Source organism: Sulfitobacter sp. M85, assembly GCF_029285915.1.
Taxonomy (GTDB): Bacteria; Pseudomonadota; Alphaproteobacteria; order Rhodobacterales; family Rhodobacteraceae; genus Sulfitobacter; species Sulfitobacter faviae.
In genome coordinates this window covers 38,783-56,633 of sequence record NZ_JABECQ010000010.1, presented here as the reverse complement: position 1 = coordinate 56,633, position 17,851 = coordinate 38,783, and the positions used below count along the sequence as shown (strand labels likewise).

Here is a 17,851-nt window from a genome sequence, read left to right as displayed (position 1 = left end):
AGACACTCTGAGACGACCGGCTTATGACGCTGAACGGACAGGAACCCTCTGACGAGGCCTGGAGCAAGGCCACGCGCATTGCGCGAGAGCTGGACCGCATTCTAGATGGCACGGAACCAATGCGAGACGCGGTCGCGCGCGCGGCGTCCGAATTGCGCCTGTCGGCGCGCCAGATCTACAACCACTTGAGCCGATACCGTGACGAACGCCGAGTGTCTTCCCTTCTGCCAAGAACGAGCGGTGCCAGACGCACAAGGATCAGCCAGGCCGTCGAGGAAATCATTGCGCAAACGCTGCGGGAAATGTGGCTTCGGCCCGAGCAACCAGACCTCGCTCCAATCATCGAGGAAATTCGCGCACGCTGTGCCAGCGAGGGGCTTTCTCCGCCAGCCTACGTCACCGTCGCAAAGCGCATCCCGCTGCTGTTCACACCAGAAGAGATCGCACGTCGGCGACACTCCGGCGGAAAAAGCTTGCGCCGTCTGAAACCTCGACCTGGCTATATCCGGGCCAAGCACGCCCTTGACGTGGTCCAGATCGACCATACCCCTGCCGATATCCAGTTCGTGGAAATCATCGACGGTCAGGGTATCTTTGTCGGTCGGCCTTACCTTACGATCGCAGCGGATGTCGCGACAAGCGCAATCATCGGGTTCTGTCTGACCCTAGAGCAACCGTCGCGCCTGTCGGTCGCGCTTTGTCTGGCGCAGGCGATGTGCCGCAAGGAAGACTGGCTGGCCGAACGCAACATCAATCATGCCTGGCCGATGTTTGGCCGTCCGAAGCAGGTCGTGGTGGATTCCGCAATGGAATTCAAAAGCGCCAGTTTCACCCGAGGATGTGCGGAGTATGGCATCGCCATTCAAACCCGGAACAAGGGGACCGTCCATCGTGGCGGTGTTGTCGAACGCCTTCTCGGCAAGGTGAACACAGTGCTGCGGTCATTGCCAGGAAAGACCGGGCGCTCCATCGCGGACCGGGGTGAATACCTATCCGCGGACCGGGCGAAGCTCAGCTTCTCGGACCTCGAACGCTGTATCGCACTGGCGATAATTGACCACAATCTCAGCCAGAACGCTCGGAAACTGACCGTGCCGATGGATGATTGGGAACGCAAGCGCCGTGTGATGGAAGGCCCCGCCGACAATCCCATGGATGTTTTGCTCAATTTCCTCCCCAACACCACCCGCAGGATTTCACCTCAAGGCATCAGCCTTTTCGCCATCGACTATTTCGATCCCTGGCTCGGCCCATCGATCGCCCGGCGCGACCGGCTGGAGGCCTTCGATCTTCGCTACGACCCGCGCGACATGAGCCACGTCTACCTCAGGGATCCCGATACCGGAGCCTGGCGCGCGGTCGGCCGGCGAGACGGCTTGTCCGAACCGATCACCCTGTGGCAACACAAGGCCGAACGAAACCGGCTGCGCGAATCCGGAAGACGCCCGGTCGAAGACAGAACGGCGATCCGGCGCGAAATCGCCGCGACCGTGGATGCGTCGGCATCGCGAAAACAGCAGATGAAGGCATTGACCCGCGCCAGACATGCGGCCGATGCTCCAAAACCCTATCAGAAACTTGCCCCTTCCCCGGCACCCACCCGCGAGGGCCCGGCCCGGGACCGCCCGCGACGGGTCTTTCCGGTGGAGGATTGGTGAGATGGCGGATCACCTCCTTCCCTCCGCCGCGTTGCTACTTGGTTCCGAGGATGCGCTTCGGATTACCCATATCCGAGGGCCGCGCTGGATCAGCCACCCGGTCGCTGGCAAAGCCCACGACGCCATGCATCTTCTGCTAGACCGGCCATCCTCCTTGCGCCCGCGGGGCGTGTTGCTGGCGGGCCCCTATCACAACGGCAAAACGATGATTGCCGAACGCTTCGCCATCGAGCATTTACGACAGTCGGATCGGCAAAGGGTCTGGGTAATCCAGACCCGGGAAGGCGCCGGCCTATCCCATTTCTATGCCAGCATTCTTTCCGGCCTGCGCGCCCCTCAGGCAGCTGGCTGGAGAAGCTTGTCACGCGCGGGAGAGCAAGTGGATCATCTGCTGGAAAGCCTGAAGCCCCGCGTGCTCATTTTCGATGAATTCCACAGTGCCCTGCGGGGACGACGGCAGGACGTCAAAGCCATATTTTCGTTCCTGCGCCGAATGGCCAGGGTTCATGACATTTCGCCTGTGCTTGTCGGTGAGGTCGCGGTCTACGACGCAATCCACAATACCGAGGAGATGGGATCGCGGTTTGACACGATCCCTATTCCGAGGTGGGGGTATGATGAGGATTTCGCAACGCTCCTCGACAGCCTTGAGGCCAGCATGCCGCTTGCCCTACCCTCGGAGCTCTCGCGCCAGCCACTGGCGAGGATCGTTCATGATCTGTCGGAAGGTTTGATCGGAGAGGTTGTCGACATTGTCAGCAATGCCGCAATTGCCGCGATCAGGAACGGTGAGGAGCAAATCACCGAAGCGAGCATTGCATCCCTTAACTACATTCCACTGTCGAGGCGCCGGAACGCTGCTTTGCGCGACGAGATGACGTGAACCGGTCTTCACCTGGGATCACCGTCACGCCTGCGCGCCGATATGCCAGCGAGGTGGGACGCGGCTGGCCCGTGGATGTCGCTCCGGCTCCGGGAGAGCTTCTGTCAAGTTGGCTGCACCGGCTCGCATTGGCCAATGGTGTCCCGGCACGATATTTCGGGCGCGTTCTCGGACTGAGAGGCGCGAGCTGGTCGACGCGACTTGACCGGGCTCTTCCCGAGCATGTCCTCAACTTTCTTGTCGAACAGACCCGGGTGCCTGCCGAGGATATCGCCGGTCTGGCCCTTGTACCTGATCCGCTGGCTCGATTGCGTTTGCGGTTATTGACCGTGTCTCAGGCGCGCCAGGCGTCCGGGCCGCAGGTCACTCGCCTGCAATATTGTCCTGCCTGCCTGAGGGAAGATCATGCACCCTATTTCCGGCGCGGCTGGACTTTGGCCACGCGGGTGACCTGTTTCCGGCATGGCTGCCAATTGCGCGATATATGCCCCACCTGCGGAGGTGGTGTTGCCCCGTCCAGGCAGGACCGGCTTGTGCCACAGCAGATTTGCGTTTGGTGCGGTGGCGATCTCCGCAAAGCCACTGCGCGTGCCGAACACGACGTCCAGCAGCTCGAACGGCTGCTCAACGACCTGCTGCGATTGCATGTAGCGGGGCATCGGCTGCCAGGAAAAACCTCCCTTCCCACTCTGCTTGGCTCGGCCTGTTTCACTTTTGGCGACGAGCTCAAATCCATGGCGCACCTGTCGATCCGAGATCGCCTCCGTCTGTTCCGTCAATTGACAGACGGCCCGATGCCGTTCCATTGGCAGTGCGAAAACCCGGGCGCAGCCCTCTGGGCACGCATTGCCCGGACCGCGCCGACTTTTCCAGGGCTGGCCTCATCCTTCAGCAAGAGGGTCATCCTTCGAAACTCCGCGGAACAGAACACACGTCCGGCTCGCCCCGATCTGACAGACCTATTGCAGGCCATCGGCCGTCTTCAATCAAACAGACGTTCGAGACAAGCTTGAGAGGGACATCGAATTCGAACCGCTTTCGGCTCCGAGTCCGGCATCCTGCATTTGTTCCCGGTCCGGCAAGTCCTGAAGCGTCTCCAGATCGAACGCGGTGAGGAACGTCTCGGTGGTGACAAACGTATAGGGCGCGCCGCGCCTGGGCGCGCGCGGGCCGGTGCCGATAAGCCCGCGATCATGTAACCGACCGATCAGGTCGCGGCTGATCTCTCGCCCGAAGATGTCCTTCAGCCCATCGCGCGTAATCGGCTGGTAATAAGCAATCGCGGCAAGCACCGCGACGTCGAACTCTCGCAGATCCAACAGCTGCTCGCCCACATCCGCTGCGGCTCGGATCGCGGGCGCATAGATCGAGCGGGTGCGCAACGTCCACCCATCCCCAACCTTGGCCACCTCAAAGGCGCGGCCCTCGAGATCAGCCGCGAGATCTTCTACCAGCAGATCAACCGATGCCCCCTGCCCCACAACCCGGGTCAGGTCTTCCCGCGGCACCGGCGTGGCAGAGGCAAACAGCACAGCCTCGATCCGCCGCATCCATTCGCGCCAGCGCAAGGCCTGAGGCAGGCCAGCCAATTCTTTGTCGAGATCCAAGTCTGACCGATCTTTGGCCATTGTTACACCCCATAAAGCCGGAACGTATCGCGCCCGGTCAGTTCCCGCGCCACGCCCAGCTCCACCAACCGATCACAGAACCGCCGGGCCGATCGATCCGAATTCAGCGAGGAAAGCGCCGAAGGTGCCACCGCATCCCGGTTCAGGAACATCTGAACCGCCTCATCCGACCCCCTGGCCCGCAGCTTCGGCGCAATCGCGCTAAGCCGCGCTGCGCGCTGCGCAAGATCAGCAGCCATCCGCGCTGCCTCGGTCACAGACGTAACGATGGCTTCGTGGCAGGCCAGGCGCAAGTCGTCATCGGTCTTGCGCAAGTCGCGACGCATCATACCGACCGCCAGCAAGGGGATCACGTGATCCCAGCCAAGCGCCTGCGCAAGGGCCGCATCCGCCAGAACCAAGGCGGCAGCCCCATGCTGCGGAGCGTCAGCCAGCACAGCCCCAAGCACCAACGCCGCCCGATCCACCGGGCCACCCTGGCCTGAGTGGGGCTGGTCGAGCCAAACCGCAATCCGTTCCGGATCATGCTGCGGCATCGCACGATGCTGGGACCGGATTGAGACCGGTCGCTCCACCGCCCGCATCCACATCTGACAGACCTGCCCCGCTGGCCCCGGCTGATCTCCCGGTCGCAGCAAAGCGATCTCGTCGCGCAACTCCCCCGACCTTTCGGATCGCCCGGAAAACGCCACACAGACCTCTGCCGCGCGCAAAGCCAATCTGTTGCGCAACAAGGGTTTGGGGACGCTCTCATGCCCCAACACAACATGCAGATAGCTGAGCGCCGCGCCTGACAAAAAGGACACATCTTCAGGGGTTTGCGCCCGCCCAGAGGTGATCCAGGGCGGCAGCCGGGGTATAGTCTCAGGGTTGCTTCGGGCAGGATGCCGGGCATAGTTCATGCCCCGATACTACTGCATGGCGGCGCTTTCGTCCAACATATAGTGCACAAAGCGCCCCACCTTACCACTCTCCACTATGTCCAATAAGTTTGCATTATCGGACATTACTGCGATATGCTCAGAAACATGAGCAAAATGCCCAAAAACAAGCCCGCAAATGCCGAGAAATCGCACTCAGCGTCCCATGACACGAAGAATGGCAATGAGCGCGACGAGAGAATGCCTACAGACGGCGACACGATCGCCCTCCCCGCCCATGTGGCAGGCTCCGGGACACTGGACCGGCTGGTCGACACTGCGCGAGACTACGCCAAAGCTTCGACGGCCGAAAACACCAACAAGGCTTACGCCACCGACTGGAAGCACTTTGCGCGATGGTGCAGGTTGAAGGGGACAGAGCCTATTCCCCCGTCGCCGGAGATGATCGGGCTCTACCTGACCGACCTGGCGGCGCCGACGAGCGGCGCCCCTGCCCTATCCGTTTCGACCATTGACCGTCGTCTGTCGGGGCTTGCTTGGAACTACGGGCAACGCGGGTTCACGCTGGATCGCAAGGACCGGCACATCGCCACCGTGCTCGCGGGCATCAAACGCAAGCATGCACGCCCTCCGGTGCAGAAAGAGGCAATCTTGCCGGAGGACATCCTCGCCATGGTCGCCACCCTTCCCTTCGATCTACGCGGGTTGCGGGATCGGGCTATTCTTCTCATCGGGTATGCCGGTGGTCTCAGACGCTCGGAAATCGTCAGCCTCGACTTCGGCAAAGACGACACGCCCGACAGCGGCGGCTGGATCGAGATCCTCGACGACGGCGCAGTACTGACACTGAACGCCAAAACCGGATGGCGCGAAGTGGAGATCGGGCGCGGCTCCAGCGATCAGACCTGCCCGGTGCATGCGCTGGAACAGTGGCTGCACTTTGGGAAGATCGATTTCGGTCCCGTGTTCGTCGGGACCTCGCGGGACGGCAAGCGTGCCACGGAGACGAGATTGAACGACAAACATGTGGCGCGCCTGATCAAACGCACCGTGCTGGACGCGGACATCCGATCAGAGCTGCCCGAGAAAGACCGCCTCGCTCTCTTCTCAGGCCACTCCCTGCGCGCAGGTCTCGCTAGCTCCGCCGAAGTAGACGAGCGCTACGTCCAGAAGCAACTCGGCCACGTCTCGGCCGAGATGACCCGGCGCTACCAGCGCCGCCGCGATCGGTTCCGCGTGAACCTGACAAAGGCCGCGGGGCTCTGATCGCGCGGTCATTCGGTCGTTTAGTAGTAATACCTAAAACTGCAAACGGCCAGATTTCATGCCCTTGATAGGCTATGCACGCGTATCCACAGAGGATCAGACCCCCCTGCCCCAGTCTGAGGCCCTGCAAACTGCGGGTTGCGTCGAGATCTTCGAAGAGCACGCCTCAGGCAGCAATCGCGCGCGTCCTGTGCTTGCGCGCGTTCTCGAACGCGTCCAGAGCGGCGACACACTGGTTGTCGTGCGAATTGATCGGCTTGCGCGGTCTCTGTCGCACTTGCTGGAGGTGATCGAACGTCTGGAGGCCAAGGGAGCTTTCTTCCGCTCGCTGCAGGATCCAATCGACACCGCCTCCCCTCAAGGAAAATTCACATTGCAGGTTCTGGGCGCCGCGGCCGAGTTCGAGCGCGCGCTGATACGTGAGCGCACAAAGGCTGGGCTTGCCTCTGCGCGCGCCAAGGGTCGCGTTGGTGGCAATCCTGGGCTACGCGCCAAGGATCCCGCCGCGCTGCGCAAGGTGCGGCTGGCGCGACAGGACGGCTACATGGAGCGCCTGAACGAAACCGCGCAGGATTGGGTGCCACATGTGCGCCGCCTGCGGCCGGATATGGCCTGGGAAGATGTTTTGCGAATCATTAATGGCCCCCTGCCCCACGACCGGCACTGGACCCAAAGCCGCCTACTCCGTGCTGTGAAAGCCTATGTCCGCGACGGGTTTCTACCAGATGCAGTGCTTAGCCGCGCCGGACGCCGCGAAACCGATGACCGCCTGCCGGCCATCGTGGCAGCGATCAAAGGCGCGGACCCCGAAATCACACTGCAGGCGATCTGCGACCGGCTGGAATCGATGCGTGAGCGCACCCCTCGGGGTCGTGCAAGCTGGCAGCCGTCTTCGGTCAAAATGCTGCTTAAGCGTGCGGAAAAGTTGGGGCTCCTTTGAACACGACACTTGTGTTGGCCTAACGGATTGCCACCAAATCTAGAAAGTGCTTGCACGAATCTGGCTGCTCGGGCAATAGTCTCGAAAAATAACGCGCGGTCACATAAAAAACGCGCCCACGGGTCGGGGCACACATGAGCGAAGCAGAACAGGATCTAGATATCGCCATCGGGCACTACGCGGAACTTCTCGCGTCGAACCTGCATGCTCAGCGCGCTGCACACTTCCCACCAGATGCAAAGAAGGTGATGCGCACTTTGACCAGCGGAGAAGCTGCTGAGCTCCTTGGCGTCGACCATACCTATCTTCGGAAGCTTCATCGAGAAGGAAAGATCGTCGATGTCGAGACGACGGCTGGAAGTCATCGTCGCTATACGCTCGACGATATCTGGGAAATCCGGCAGACGCTTGAAGGAAACGCAAAAAAGTCTGGAACTTACGTGCCTGGTCGTCGCGACAGTGACGAGCTTCAAGTCATTTCAGTGGTGAACTTTAAGGGCGGATCTGGCAAAACGACGACGTCCGCTCACCTCGCTCAGCGCTTGGCGCTCAAGGGGTACAGGGTTCTTGCGATCGATCTTGACCCCCAAGCATCTCTTTCGGCTCTTCACGGAATCCAGCCAGAACTCGACCTCATGGAGGGCGGAACCCTCTATGATGCCGTTCGCTATGACGATCCGGTTCCGATCGCCGAAGTGATCCGCAAGACCTACATCCGCGGCCTTGATCTGATCCCGGGCAACCTTGAACTCATGGAGTTCGAGCACGAGACGCCTGCTGCGATCCAGCGAGGCGGAGCGAAGGCGTTCTTCGCGAGAGTTCATGACGCACTCGATAGTGTTGAAGCGAACTACGACGTTGTTGTGATCGACTGTCCGCCGCAACTTGGTTTCTTGACGATGTCAGCACTTTCCGCGTCCTCGGGTGTGCTCGTGACGGTTCACCCGCAGATGCTTGACCTTATGTCGATGTCCCAATTCCTGCGAATGACTGCGGATCTCCTTGGAGTAATCAGGGATGCAGGCGCAAATCTGCGCTTCGATTGGCTTCGCTTCTTGCCAACGCGATACAAAGTCGGCGACGCACCACAGACCGAAGTCATCGCCTTCATTCGCGGGCTCTTTGGGAGGTCGGTCCTGACCAATCACATGGTTGAGTCGACCGCAATTTCTGATGCCGGCTTGACCAAGCAAACGCTCTACGAAGCTGACAAGAAGGACTTCACGCGTCAGACGTTTGATCGTGCGATCGAATCTATGAACGCAGTGAACGATGAAATCGCTGAAATCATCCAGAACACATGGGGGCGGAATGGCAAGAAAGCCTAAACTTGGCCTGCCGCTGCAGACCCTTCGCAACGCTCCTGACGCTCTTGAAGGGCGCAGACTGCGTGGCGGTGTTTTTGAGATCGATCCGGCGCAGATTGTTACCGAAGGACGGTTGGATGACAGACTACAGATTGAAGTTGAGGGCCTGAAGAACTCTATTTCCAAGAACGGTCAGCGTGTGCCTGTCTTGGTCCGCCCACTGGAAGCCGATCGCTACAACCTGATCTATGGCCGCAGACGCTTGGAAGCATGTCGCGAACTCGGTATCAAAGTTCGAGCCATCGTCACAGAGGTTGAAGGTGATCAAGCGCTTCGAGATCAGCTTCTCGAGAACCAAGAGCGTCGTGATCTGAGCTTTATTGAACGTGCGCTTGTAGCGACGGCGCTTCTAGACGGCGACCATTTGGAAGGGGCTGAGCGCACCAATCGTGGTGTCGCCGAAGTCCTTAACCTCCACGAAGCTGGAGTTTCACAGCTCTTGAGTGTCGTTCGGACGGTCGGCGAGGATCTCATCCAGGCGATTGGTGCAGCTCCTGGGATTGGTCGCCCGAGATGGGAAGAGCTCAAAAAGGCTTTGGGTGCCTACGACGGTGATCGGGACCAGCTGCTAGCCATAGCTCATGCAGCCAAGTCCGGAAGTTCCGGCTCGGTCGATGAGGTTTCTGAGCGTGCGTTTCTCGCAGTTCTGGCAGCTGCGAAGAGCACAGAGAGGAAAGCAAGCCCGTCTAGAAAGGGTGCGCCTGCTTTGGCCATCCCCGGTGTTGGAGCTGCGACGGTCAAAACCGGCCGCCAAGGCAAGCAGCTCAAACTTGATCTAACTACGGATGAACCTGATTTTATCAGCTGGTTGGAGGGCAACGCCCCAAAGCTGATTACCGAGCTTCATGAGCGCTGGAAGCGTTCAGGAGACTGAGGAAGAGCAACCAACAAGAAGGAGGCACGATACAGGCAAAAAGAAAAAGGCCCCGAGAAGCTAGCTTCACGAGACCTTTGTAAGGTTTCGCACCGGGATCAGACCGCTACAAAATCTCAGTTTTCGCACTTCTGAATGTAGCGTTCTGGCCCCTACCCCGCAAGCGCAAAGCGATTCGCGGGCCCTAGAATTTTTGTCTTCGTGGACATTTTCATGGAGTACACACCAATCTCGCCGTTTATGCGGCCGATATCGCACGCCCATTTGCGCGTCATTGAGCGACCCGAGGCATCTGTTCCAGCCAGACCCGTTAACAAGTGGGAACTCCTGCGCGAGCTCTCCAAGGCGCAAGCGGCCTTTGGGGTCTCGGAACGTGATCTGACGGTTTTGCAGGGGCTCCTCAGCTTCTTTCCGGACGATGCGCTTGGCGGGAACGCCGAGATGGTCGTCTTCCCCTCGAACAAGGCGATCTGTGAGCGCTTGAATGGTATGCCCTGCTCCACGATGCGTCGTCACCTCGCGCGTCTTGTCGAGGCTGGCTTGCTCCAGCGGCGCGATAGCCCCAATGGGAAGCGCTACGTCCGTAAGCACGGCGAAGACCGCGTTGCCTTTGGCTTCGATCTTTCCCCTCTCTACTGCCAGTCTGAGGAGATAGCACGGACCGCAGAGGCCGTACGTGAGGCTGAGGAGCGCGTCAGGCGCCTGAGAGAGGTCGTAAGCCTCATGCGCCGCGATCTCGCGGCCCTCGCCGAGTTCGGAGACGAGATGCAGCCAGGCCTAGGCTTCTGGGATCAGCTTCGCGACAAAGCTGCCCTCACGGCTCGCGCGCTCCGCCGCAAGCTTTCAGTTGAGGACCTCGCGGCCTATCGAGCCGACCTTGAAGCTCTCCTTGACCAGGCACGCAACGTCATTGATGGCCCTGAAACAGAAGAAATGAACACCAATGATGCCCAATCTGAGCGTCACCATCATAATTCAAAAAAAGAATCCATAGATCTTGAACCTGCTTTAGAAAAAAGCGGGGCAGCGGCGGGTGTGCCAGATGTGGATACGAATGAGCCGGTGGCTGACGTTGATGAACAGGACACAAGACACATGCCAAAGATCCCGCTGCACCTAGTGATCGCGGCATGTCCCTCGCTCAAGACCTTCTACCAAGGTGAGATCCGGCATTGGCATCAGCTCTTCGATGCGGCGTGCCATGTGCGGCCAGCCATGGGCATCAGTGCGTCTGCATGGGAAGAAGCACAGCGGTTCATGGGTCCGGAGCAAGCGTCGATCGTCGTTGCTGCCATGCTGGAACGCTTCGCGGACATAAGATCGCCTGGTGGATACTTGCGAGCTCTGACTGCTAAAGCTGCGGCAAACGAGTTTTCCTGCGGCCCAATGGTCATGGCATTGATTGGCGGGCGGAACGCGGCTTAACAGCTGTTAAACTCCGATCTGCTGCGGCTGGCTTGGCATAACTTAACAGCTGTTAAGTAGGCTCTCGGCACACAAACGGTGTTCGAGAGAGAAAAGTTGGGGGGGTTGAGGTGTGGCGGTATTTGAAATCGTGAAAGTGGCTTTCGCTTTTCGTCGCGGCGAAGATCTGATGACGAGGGCATCCCGATCATCATGGTAAAACCTCAGCTGGTGACCATCGCTGCTAGTAGCGCAAAGGCAGCTAGCGAAGAACATACAGAGCGTTGCGCTGTAGCCAATCTAGCAGTTGCGCGCCTCCGCGGCCCCTGCCCTTTTCGATGTCTGTGATCTGATGATGAATACCCTCAACAATTGGCTCAACGCTATCCGGCGCCTGCTGACGGCGATTTGGGTCCTGGCCTCGGATATTCCCTTGGCCTTCATGGGTGCTAATGCCTGAGAGGTAGGTTATGGATGTCTGTTGCATGATATCGCGGCTACGGGCCGTAGCGCACAAGGAGCAGACGATCGATAGTTGCCAAAACCGTTTGACCAAGGGCACGATCCTCGAATTCCCGCGCGCGGGGAGCCGGTAACTTCTCAGTCACTTCGATAATGGCGACACAGCCAGCGAGTCAATCGGCTCCTCAAGCGCAGCAGCTGGTTGCCAGCGGTCCCGCGTTTCGCTGATTTGGTCGTAGTGGACGACGAGGACATCGCAGAACAGCGGTTGCAACTTAATCTCTTGATTTCATGCCACCCGAACTCTTCAAAAGAGTGTTTTGATGTTGGCCGCGGACTGATCTGATCCGCCCGATAACGGAAAACAATTTAATAACAATAGGTTATTGCGTTCTGGTATTCGCGACGAGAAATCATGCCCATAATAGCCTTCATCGAAGTGGCTTCCCTTTCCAGGATGCCGATCCGCTACATCGACGGGAAGCCAAAGGATCAGCACGCTCTACGAAGAATTAGCACGCTCTACGCAGAAGTTGGCAGTTGCGGGCCGATTGAACGGTCTGGGCTATCTCGTGACGAAGAAACCGCCACAGGTCTAGCCGATAGGCCCTGTAGAAGTTCTGATCCCGTCGTGCCAGTACAGTTCGGTGGAGGTTGGGTGTTTAATGGGTTTGGTCCACGAAAAGTAAAAGTGTTCTTCGGGTTTTGTGACTGACGGATGAGGGCCTTTGGGGTGCCTCGGATGGGTCCGGGCCGAGTTCCGGTCTGCCATTCCGGATGAAGGGCATTCCCATGCAAACAGGTGTCTTGCGCGTGCTGCGCGCGACCGCTGCCTCTTGGTGGCGGCATAGAAAGCTGCGTCGAACCGGCGAGACGGAGCTGGCACGGCAGCTCGAGCGGAAAGCCGTTCTCCGCGATCTCGGCTATCTCAGGCAGTGCCAAACGCGCATGTGATCTGCGGGGATGGTGGGACGTTCATCCATCTCGGTTGGACCACCGTGTCGACTCTCGCGCCTATCGAGCGCTTCCCCCTGGCCGTGCTTGCGGTCGCACTAGGGACACCCGCCATCGACATTCGACCCGTCACCAATGTCATCGCCTTCGCGAACCTGCCGCAAGTTACGCGGGACGGTTCGGTCGACCCGGACCGTTCGGGTGCCGGCAGGTCCGTCTCGCTGACCACCTACATCGACATGGTCGAAAAGCTAGGTGCCAGCATCACCAACGATCCGCGGCCCCGTCGGTCAATCTGATCTCCATTCCCTCTCACCAAAACTCGAAAGGACGCCAGCCATGGCCCGATCCCGCACGCCCAAATTCGATGCCTCCGAGTTCATCACCAACGAAATCATCCGTATCATCGAGCGCGGCGTTCTGCCTTGGCGCAAGCCCTGGACGGCTGGCGGTAGCTCCAGACCCTTGCGCGTGGGCGGTGAACCCTACCGGGGAGTGAACAACTTCCTGCTGACGATGCGGACCGTGATGGCGGGCCACAGCTCTCCCTTCTGGATGACGCTGCCGCAAGCCAATGCGTTGGACGCAAAGGTCCGCAAGGGCGAAAAATCCTCTGTCGTCGTTTATTACGGTCAAAGCCGGAAAGACGCGGGCGCAGATGAGCATGACCGCAGTGACGAGGATGATCACTCCGAGGAAGCCCGTATATTCCGCTTCCAGAAATCCTACCGCGTGTTCAATGCCTGCCAGATCGAGGGTTTGCCGGATAGCTTCCATCCCGAGCCGGACCCGGTGCTTGAGCATCCTCCGTCCGAGCCCATCCCGCACATGCAGGCGTTTTTTGACGCCATCGACATCACGACCGTCTTCACAGGAACAGAAGCGTACTATTTGCCGCCCGTGGACAAGGTCTACATGCCGTCCATCACGCGGTTCCAGGATCCGCGCAATTTCTACGGGGTCTGGGCCCATGAGCTGGCCCATGCCACGAAAGCCCCCCATCGACTGAACCGTGATTTCGGGTTCTCGAAGTTTGGCAACACGTCCTATGCGCGCGAGGAGATCGTCGCGGAATTGACCTCGGTGTTCCTGGGTCAGGAACTTGGCTTTACGGCGCATACGCTCGAGATGAATGCTGCCTACCTTCACAACTGGTTGCGCGTTCTTCGGTCGGACAAGGGCGCGATCTTTAAGCACGCCGCTGATGCGCAGCGCGCCTGCGACTACCTGATCGCACGGTCGGAGGCCGGCAGGGCAGGGCGCAGCGCCGAGGCCGCCTGACCACACGGAGAACGGAGACTCGCATGTCTCGCAAGGAACCCAAGACGCTGCGGCTGGCCGGGCTCCGCCCGTTCTTGCCTCAAACTGTCCCCCGGACAGTTTGCCGTTTCGCGGACCGGCGCGAACTCAAAGACGGCCGTCGCAAGATCATCACCTTCAAACGCGGTGCCTATTGGTGGAGCGCGTCTGAGGGCGCTTATCCGCTCTCGGCGGCACTTGAGAGCATCAAGGACTAGGGCGGCTGGATCGAAACCATCCCCAACCCGAATTACAGACCCAAGGGGCTGTTCGGGTAAGGCACCTTCGGCTACGGACCTTCCGCCCGGCGGAAAAGAAAAAGCGGACTTCGTGAAGGGTGTTTCAACTTCTCAAAGGAGATCCCTATGTCCATGATCGTTCAACCCCAGCCAGACCGTCCAGATCCGACCGTGATCGCGGCGCAAAACGATGCGTTTCGCAAGCTCGCTTGCCTCGGGGTGCCGCCCGCGCAGCCCATACAGGGCCGCATGCATGTCACCCGCTCGATTATGGAGGCTGGTGACGGCTTCATAGCCGAGGCGGTAAAGGCTACGGGCATGTTCGACACGTTCGAACCCGAGAACGACCCGGAGGGCTGGCATGATTTCGGGCCGGTTGAGATCCGCGGCGAGACCGTGTTCTGGAAAATTGATCTCTATGAGGCGGATTCCGACTTCCGCTACGGGGCTGAGACCCCTGACAATCCCGCCACCACCATGCGCGTACTGACCATCATGATGGCGCGCGACTGGTAGAGGGGCAGGGGGACTCCTCCCCCAACAAGCCAACAAATGAAGGCCCGCTGGCCCTTTAAAGGGAGAGTGGGCCTTTCGTCGTGGTGATCCCCGATGCCGGGGATTGGTCACGCGCGTGAACGCGCGGGCCCCACATCATCCACCGAAAAGGATATCCCATGACCGCAAGTTTCAAACCCGTCTCCGTCGCCATCGGCGATCTGACAGCTCACCCCGCCAATGTGCGCAGCAACGCGCCGGAAACCTATGATCTTGAGAACATCGCTCATCTGAAGGCCAGCATCGCTGTGCTGGGCCTACTCCAGCCGCTCTTGGTCCAGAAGCTTGACGGCAAATATGCTGTCCTCGCCGGTGGCCGGCGCCATGCCGCGCTTAAGGAGCTGATCGCTGACAAGGCCAGCAAGGGGTTCACGGCGAAAACCAAGGTCGACTGCCGCCTTGTCCCTGAGGAGAGCGACGCCACCACGGCGCTGTCGCTCGCCGAGAACATTACCCAGGCGCCGATGAATGCCATCGACGAGTTCGAGGCTTTCGCCCGTATGATGGAGGTCGACGGCCAGACGCCCGAGACGATCGCAAAGACATTCGGCACGACCGTCGCCGCTGTGAAAGGCCGGTTGCGCTACGGTCTGATCCACGCTGACATCCGCGCCGTGGCCCGGGCCAAGACGATCACGCTCGATACGATGAAGGCCTTTGCCGAGCATCCCAGCCAGGAGGTGCAGAAGGAGGTCTACGAGGCACTCACCAAGGAAGACAGCTACCTGCAGGCCTACTCCGTCCGTCAGGCGCTCAAATCCCGCGGGGTGCAGGTCAGCGATGATATCGGGGCTTTCGTGCGCGCGGACTACGAGGCGCGTGGCGGCGCAGTCGCGGCTGACCTTCTGGAAGAGCATTCCGTGCTCGAGGATGCGGCGCTGGTCGAGACCATCCTGCTCGAAAAGCTCGGTGCCGCTGCCGAAGAGGCCCGCATAAAGCTGGGCTTTGCCTGGGCCGATGCGATGGTCCGCTATGATTACGCGACCATGGCCGACTACGGCCGCGTCTATCCCGGCCCGATCGAGCCTGATGAGGCTGCGCAAAAGCGCATCGATGAGATCACCGCCGAACTCGAGAAACTGCAGCTCGAGATGGAGGATGAGGGGCTCGAGGACGGTGCCTACAACGCGCTTTACGAGCGCGTGGACGCCTTGGAAGAGGAAGCGCGCGATCTGCAGGAGGCCTACAGCGCCGAGGACCTAGCGCGGTCTGGGGTAATCGCGTCGTGGCAGGGTGGGCAGATCACGCTCCATGTTGGTCTCGTCCGCCGAGAGGACACCGTCAAAGAGGAGGGCGCGCGCGGCTCCTCGGCTAGCCCGACCGGGGAGGAGGCCCCGGACCCGGACGAAATCACCTATCCAGCCTCACTGGCTGAGGACCTCAAGACCGAGCGAGCCATGGCGCTTGGGGCCGCGATGGCGCTGCATCCGGAAGCCACGCTCGATCTGACGCTCTTCAAGCTGGTCAGTGACGTTCTGGCCAGCGGCATGAGTGTCACGCAGGCGATCAAGATCGATGCCCGCAAGGAATACCGCAGCCATGCCAAGATGGACGAGATCGACGAGACCTCGCTCGAGCAGGTGGCGGCGGCGCATGATGCACTTGATCTCTCCTGGCTCGATGACGCCCGCGCGCCCGCCGATCAGTTCGCGGCGTTTCGCGCGCTGGAGGCCGGCGAGAAGGCCAAGCTCGTGGCCTATGCCACGGCCAGCACCACGCAGTCCTGCTTCGCGCGAGACCGCCAGCGCGACAGCCTGATGCATGCGTTCGAGATCGAGATCATGCCCGACATCCGCGCCCACTGGACGCCGAATGCGGCGCTCTTCAACCGCTTCAAGAAGGCTTGGCTCCTGAAGATCCTCGGCGAGGATCTGGGTCTCGCCCAGGAGGCGGTGACGCTGGCCTCGTCGAGCAAGAAGGAGATCGTCGCCTTCTGCGACAAGCTCTTCGCCGAACCCTTCGCCACGCTGACGGACGCGCAGCGCGCTGCCGTGGCCGCCTGGTGCCCGCCGATGATGCAGACCAACGGTGTCGCCTCTGATGAGGCGGAGCCCGCTGCGGAAACCCCGGAGCCTGACAGCGAGGTCCCGCAAGCGGCCTGAGTCCTCACGCGACCCGCGCGTGGATCATGCCACCCGCGCGGGTCGACCCTTCCAAACCGAACAGAAAGACATCCCCATGGCTATTCTCAAGTTCTCTGCGTCCGCTGTCGCGGCGCAAATCGCCCATGCGCGCGCCTGCAAAACCTTCCTGCCCAACTGGAACGGACCCGTGGACAGGCCCGCCCTGATCCTCATCGTCGGCAATGGTGTGCATCTGCGCTCAAACGGCATCGATGGCACGACCACCCGCATCGTCACCACCGAACAGGCCGATCCGTCCTTCGCCTTCGCCGAAGGCATGAACCCGTTTCGGGACACCGACTGGATGGCGCAGCGCCGCATGGCGTTTCGCGATCTGACCGGCCAGTTCTACACCGACATCCTGGATGACGTGCAGGTGCTCATCGACCGGGGGCGGGGGGCCATCCGGCTCGCCACCGATGGCCACAGCATCCGCGTCTTCGTGCGCCGGGCTTCGGACTATCTCATCGGCGGGACCTACGAGGTGCCCTCGGGCCTCGGCGGCACCTTCCGGGTCATTCTCAAGGATGCCTGCGACACCTTCGCGATCGTGCAGAACTGCGGCAATTGCGAGGATTTCGACGCCATGCAGCCCTATCGCGTGCCACTCGATGCGCTGATGGAAATCGATGACCGGAGGGCGGCGTGATGGGATGGCTTTTCTACACCGACGGCCGCGTCAAATCCTACGCGGATGAGAAAGCGGAGATTGCTCGGCTGTGCACCTTCGAGGGCGACACGCGCAAAACTGAACTGGTCAAAGCCTGCAAGGTGGGTTCGACTTGGTACGCGGCGGCAAAGGTCATCAATCTCGACGGCACCCCTGTCGAAGACACGACCTATGTGACCGATGCGGACGGGTCGATCACTTTTGGCGCTGTCTTCCTCACCCGATACGATGACGGCTTCTGGGGCTACAAGGACATGGAGGAAAGCGCTGGCCCGAACGAGTCTCGTGCTCCCCTTGGGCTGATCGAGCTCCTCTCCGACCTGAAAGACCCGGACAGCTACGCCCAGGACTGGCGTCAGCGCTGCCGGGACTGGGCGTCGATCCCGGACTACGAGGAAGGCGACAAGATCAAGCTCGCAGCACCTGTGACGCTCTCCGATGGCAGTACCTGCCAGATTGTCATCGCGACCCACTACAGGCGCGGGCGGCAAAAACGCCGCTGCTACCGCATCGAGGAAACTGGTGGGCTCGTACGCCTGTCAAAGGCCTCGCTTGCGGGCTCGGAGCTGCTCAGCTCCGCGAAGGGGGCGGCCAGCCCGGTGCTGGCCGAGTTCCTGGCGGGGCAGGGTGGCTGAGTTTCCCGCTGAG

General features: G+C 60.5%; 15 protein-coding genes and 2 pseudogenes. 14 read left to right on the top strand and 3 right to left on the bottom strand.

What is annotated here, in order from left to right; translation table 11 throughout:
- Positions 1-23: 23 nt before the first annotated feature.
- Complete coding sequence (locus tag HKX24_RS16025; RefSeq protein WP_037932042.1) at positions 24-1,658, top strand: Mu transposase C-terminal domain-containing protein; 1,635 nt, start codon at positions 24-26, stop codon at positions 1,656-1,658.
- Between the two features lies 1 nt (position 1,659).
- Complete coding sequence (locus HKX24_RS16020) at positions 1,660-2,541, top strand: TniB family NTP-binding protein (protein WP_037932044.1); 882 nt, start codon at positions 1,660-1,662, stop codon at positions 2,539-2,541.
- A gap of 320 nt (positions 2,542-2,861) precedes the next feature.
- On the opposite strand, the gene HKX24_RS16015 is transcribed toward HKX24_RS16020, so the two are convergent.
- The 3 genes from HKX24_RS16015 to HKX24_RS16005 form a co-directional block, all read right to left on the bottom strand.
- Positions 2,862-3,320, bottom strand: coding sequence for a hypothetical protein (locus HKX24_RS16015; protein ID WP_276154160.1), 459 nt, complete (start codon positions 3,318-3,320; stop codon positions 2,862-2,864).
- Positions 3,321-3,527: 207 nt separating this feature from the next.
- A complete protein-coding gene (locus HKX24_RS16010) occupies positions 3,528-4,169 on the bottom strand; it encodes an SMC-Scp complex subunit ScpB (protein ID WP_037932048.1) in 642 nt (213 codons plus the stop codon).
- A gap of 2 nt (positions 4,170-4,171) precedes the next feature.
- Positions 4,172-5,071, bottom strand: a complete 900-nt coding sequence (locus tag HKX24_RS16005; protein WP_037932051.1) for a DUF1403 family protein — start codon at positions 5,069-5,071, stop codon at positions 4,172-4,174.
- 219 nt (positions 5,072-5,290) lie between these two features.
- Here HKX24_RS16005 and HKX24_RS16000 point away from each other — a divergent pair, with 219 nt between their 5' ends.
- The 12 genes and pseudogenes from HKX24_RS16000 (at position 5,291) to HKX24_RS15945 (ending at position 17,838) form a co-directional block, all read left to right on the top strand.
- On the top strand, positions 5,291-6,316 hold the full coding sequence (locus HKX24_RS16000) for a tyrosine-type recombinase/integrase (RefSeq protein WP_161353881.1): 1,026 nt from the start codon (positions 5,291-5,293) through the stop codon (positions 6,314-6,316).
- Between the two features lie 58 nt (positions 6,317-6,374).
- A complete protein-coding gene (locus tag HKX24_RS15995; protein WP_276154159.1) occupies positions 6,375-7,256 on the top strand; it encodes a recombinase family protein in 882 nt (293 codons plus the stop codon).
- Between the two features lie 134 nt (positions 7,257-7,390).
- The gene (repA, locus tag HKX24_RS15990) at positions 7,391-8,584 is read left to right on the top strand and encodes a plasmid partitioning protein RepA (RefSeq protein WP_058243484.1); all 1,194 of its coding nucleotides are present in this window, start codon (positions 7,391-7,393) and stop codon (positions 8,582-8,584) included.
- A complete protein-coding gene (repB, locus tag HKX24_RS15985; RefSeq protein ID WP_276154158.1) occupies positions 8,568-9,497 on the top strand; it encodes a plasmid partitioning protein RepB in 930 nt (309 codons plus the stop codon). Before repA ends, repB begins: the two co-directional genes overlap by 17 nt.
- Before the next feature lie 213 nt (positions 9,498-9,710).
- Complete coding sequence (repC, locus tag HKX24_RS15980) at positions 9,711-10,922, top strand: plasmid replication protein RepC (protein ID WP_276154157.1); 1,212 nt, start codon at positions 9,711-9,713, stop codon at positions 10,920-10,922.
- Between the two features lie 1,218 nt (positions 10,923-12,140).
- Positions 12,141-12,616, top strand: a pseudogene (locus tag HKX24_RS15975) (hypothetical protein).
- A 40-nt stretch (positions 12,617-12,656) separates the two neighbouring features.
- On the top strand, positions 12,657-13,598 hold the full coding sequence (locus tag HKX24_RS15970; RefSeq protein WP_276154156.1) for a zincin-like metallopeptidase domain-containing protein: 942 nt from the start codon (positions 12,657-12,659) through the stop codon (positions 13,596-13,598).
- A gap of 23 nt (positions 13,599-13,621) precedes the next feature.
- Positions 13,622-13,894: pseudogene (locus HKX24_RS15965) on the top strand (DUF6330 family protein).
- An 87-nt stretch (positions 13,895-13,981) separates the two neighbouring features.
- Entirely contained in the window at positions 13,982-14,371 is a 390-nt protein-coding gene (locus tag HKX24_RS15960) for a DUF3768 domain-containing protein (protein ID WP_276154155.1), read from the top strand.
- 158 nt (positions 14,372-14,529) lie between these two features.
- Positions 14,530-16,512, top strand: coding sequence for a ParB/RepB/Spo0J family partition protein (locus tag HKX24_RS15955; RefSeq protein ID WP_276154154.1), 1,983 nt, complete (start codon positions 14,530-14,532; stop codon positions 16,510-16,512).
- A gap of 76 nt (positions 16,513-16,588) precedes the next feature.
- Entirely contained in the window at positions 16,589-17,182 is a 594-nt protein-coding gene (locus HKX24_RS15950; protein ID WP_276154153.1) for a regulator, read from the top strand.
- The gene (locus HKX24_RS15945; protein ID WP_276154152.1) at positions 17,182-17,838 is read left to right on the top strand and encodes a hypothetical protein; all 657 of its coding nucleotides are present in this window, start codon (positions 17,182-17,184) and stop codon (positions 17,836-17,838) included. The genes HKX24_RS15950 and HKX24_RS15945 overlap by 1 nt, the downstream gene beginning before the upstream one ends.
- The last annotated feature ends 13 nt before the right edge of the window (positions 17,839-17,851 follow it).

Coding starts and splice junctions, on each gene's coding strand:
- HKX24_RS16025 (WP_037932042.1), top strand. CDS start 24: ATGACGCTGAACGGACAGGAACCCTCTGACGAGGCCTGGAGCAAGGCC.
- HKX24_RS16020 (WP_037932044.1), top strand. CDS start 1,660: ATGGCGGATCACCTCCTTCCCTCCGCCGCGTTGCTACTTGGTTCCGAG.
- HKX24_RS16010 (WP_037932048.1), bottom strand. CDS start 4,169: ATGGCCAAAGATCGGTCAGACTTGGATCTCGACAAAGAATTGGCTGGC.
- HKX24_RS16005 (WP_037932051.1), bottom strand. CDS start 5,071: ATGAACTATGCCCGGCATCCTGCCCGAAGCAACCCTGAGACTATACCC.
- HKX24_RS16000 (WP_161353881.1), top strand. CDS start 5,291: ATGCCTACAGACGGCGACACGATCGCCCTCCCCGCCCATGTGGCAGGC.
- HKX24_RS15995 (WP_276154159.1), top strand. CDS start 6,375: ATGCCCTTGATAGGCTATGCACGCGTATCCACAGAGGATCAGACCCCC.
- repA (WP_058243484.1), top strand. CDS start 7,391: ATGAGCGAAGCAGAACAGGATCTAGATATCGCCATCGGGCACTACGCG.
- repB (WP_276154158.1), top strand. CDS start 8,568: ATGGCAAGAAAGCCTAAACTTGGCCTGCCGCTGCAGACCCTTCGCAAC.
- repC (WP_276154157.1), top strand. CDS start 9,711: ATGGAGTACACACCAATCTCGCCGTTTATGCGGCCGATATCGCACGCC.
- HKX24_RS15970 (WP_276154156.1), top strand. CDS start 12,657: ATGGCCCGATCCCGCACGCCCAAATTCGATGCCTCCGAGTTCATCACC.
- HKX24_RS15960 (WP_276154155.1), top strand. CDS start 13,982: ATGTCCATGATCGTTCAACCCCAGCCAGACCGTCCAGATCCGACCGTG.
- HKX24_RS15955 (WP_276154154.1), top strand. CDS start 14,530: ATGACCGCAAGTTTCAAACCCGTCTCCGTCGCCATCGGCGATCTGACA.
- HKX24_RS15950 (WP_276154153.1), top strand. CDS start 16,589: ATGGCTATTCTCAAGTTCTCTGCGTCCGCTGTCGCGGCGCAAATCGCC.
- HKX24_RS15945 (WP_276154152.1), top strand. CDS start 17,182: ATGGGATGGCTTTTCTACACCGACGGCCGCGTCAAATCCTACGCGGAT.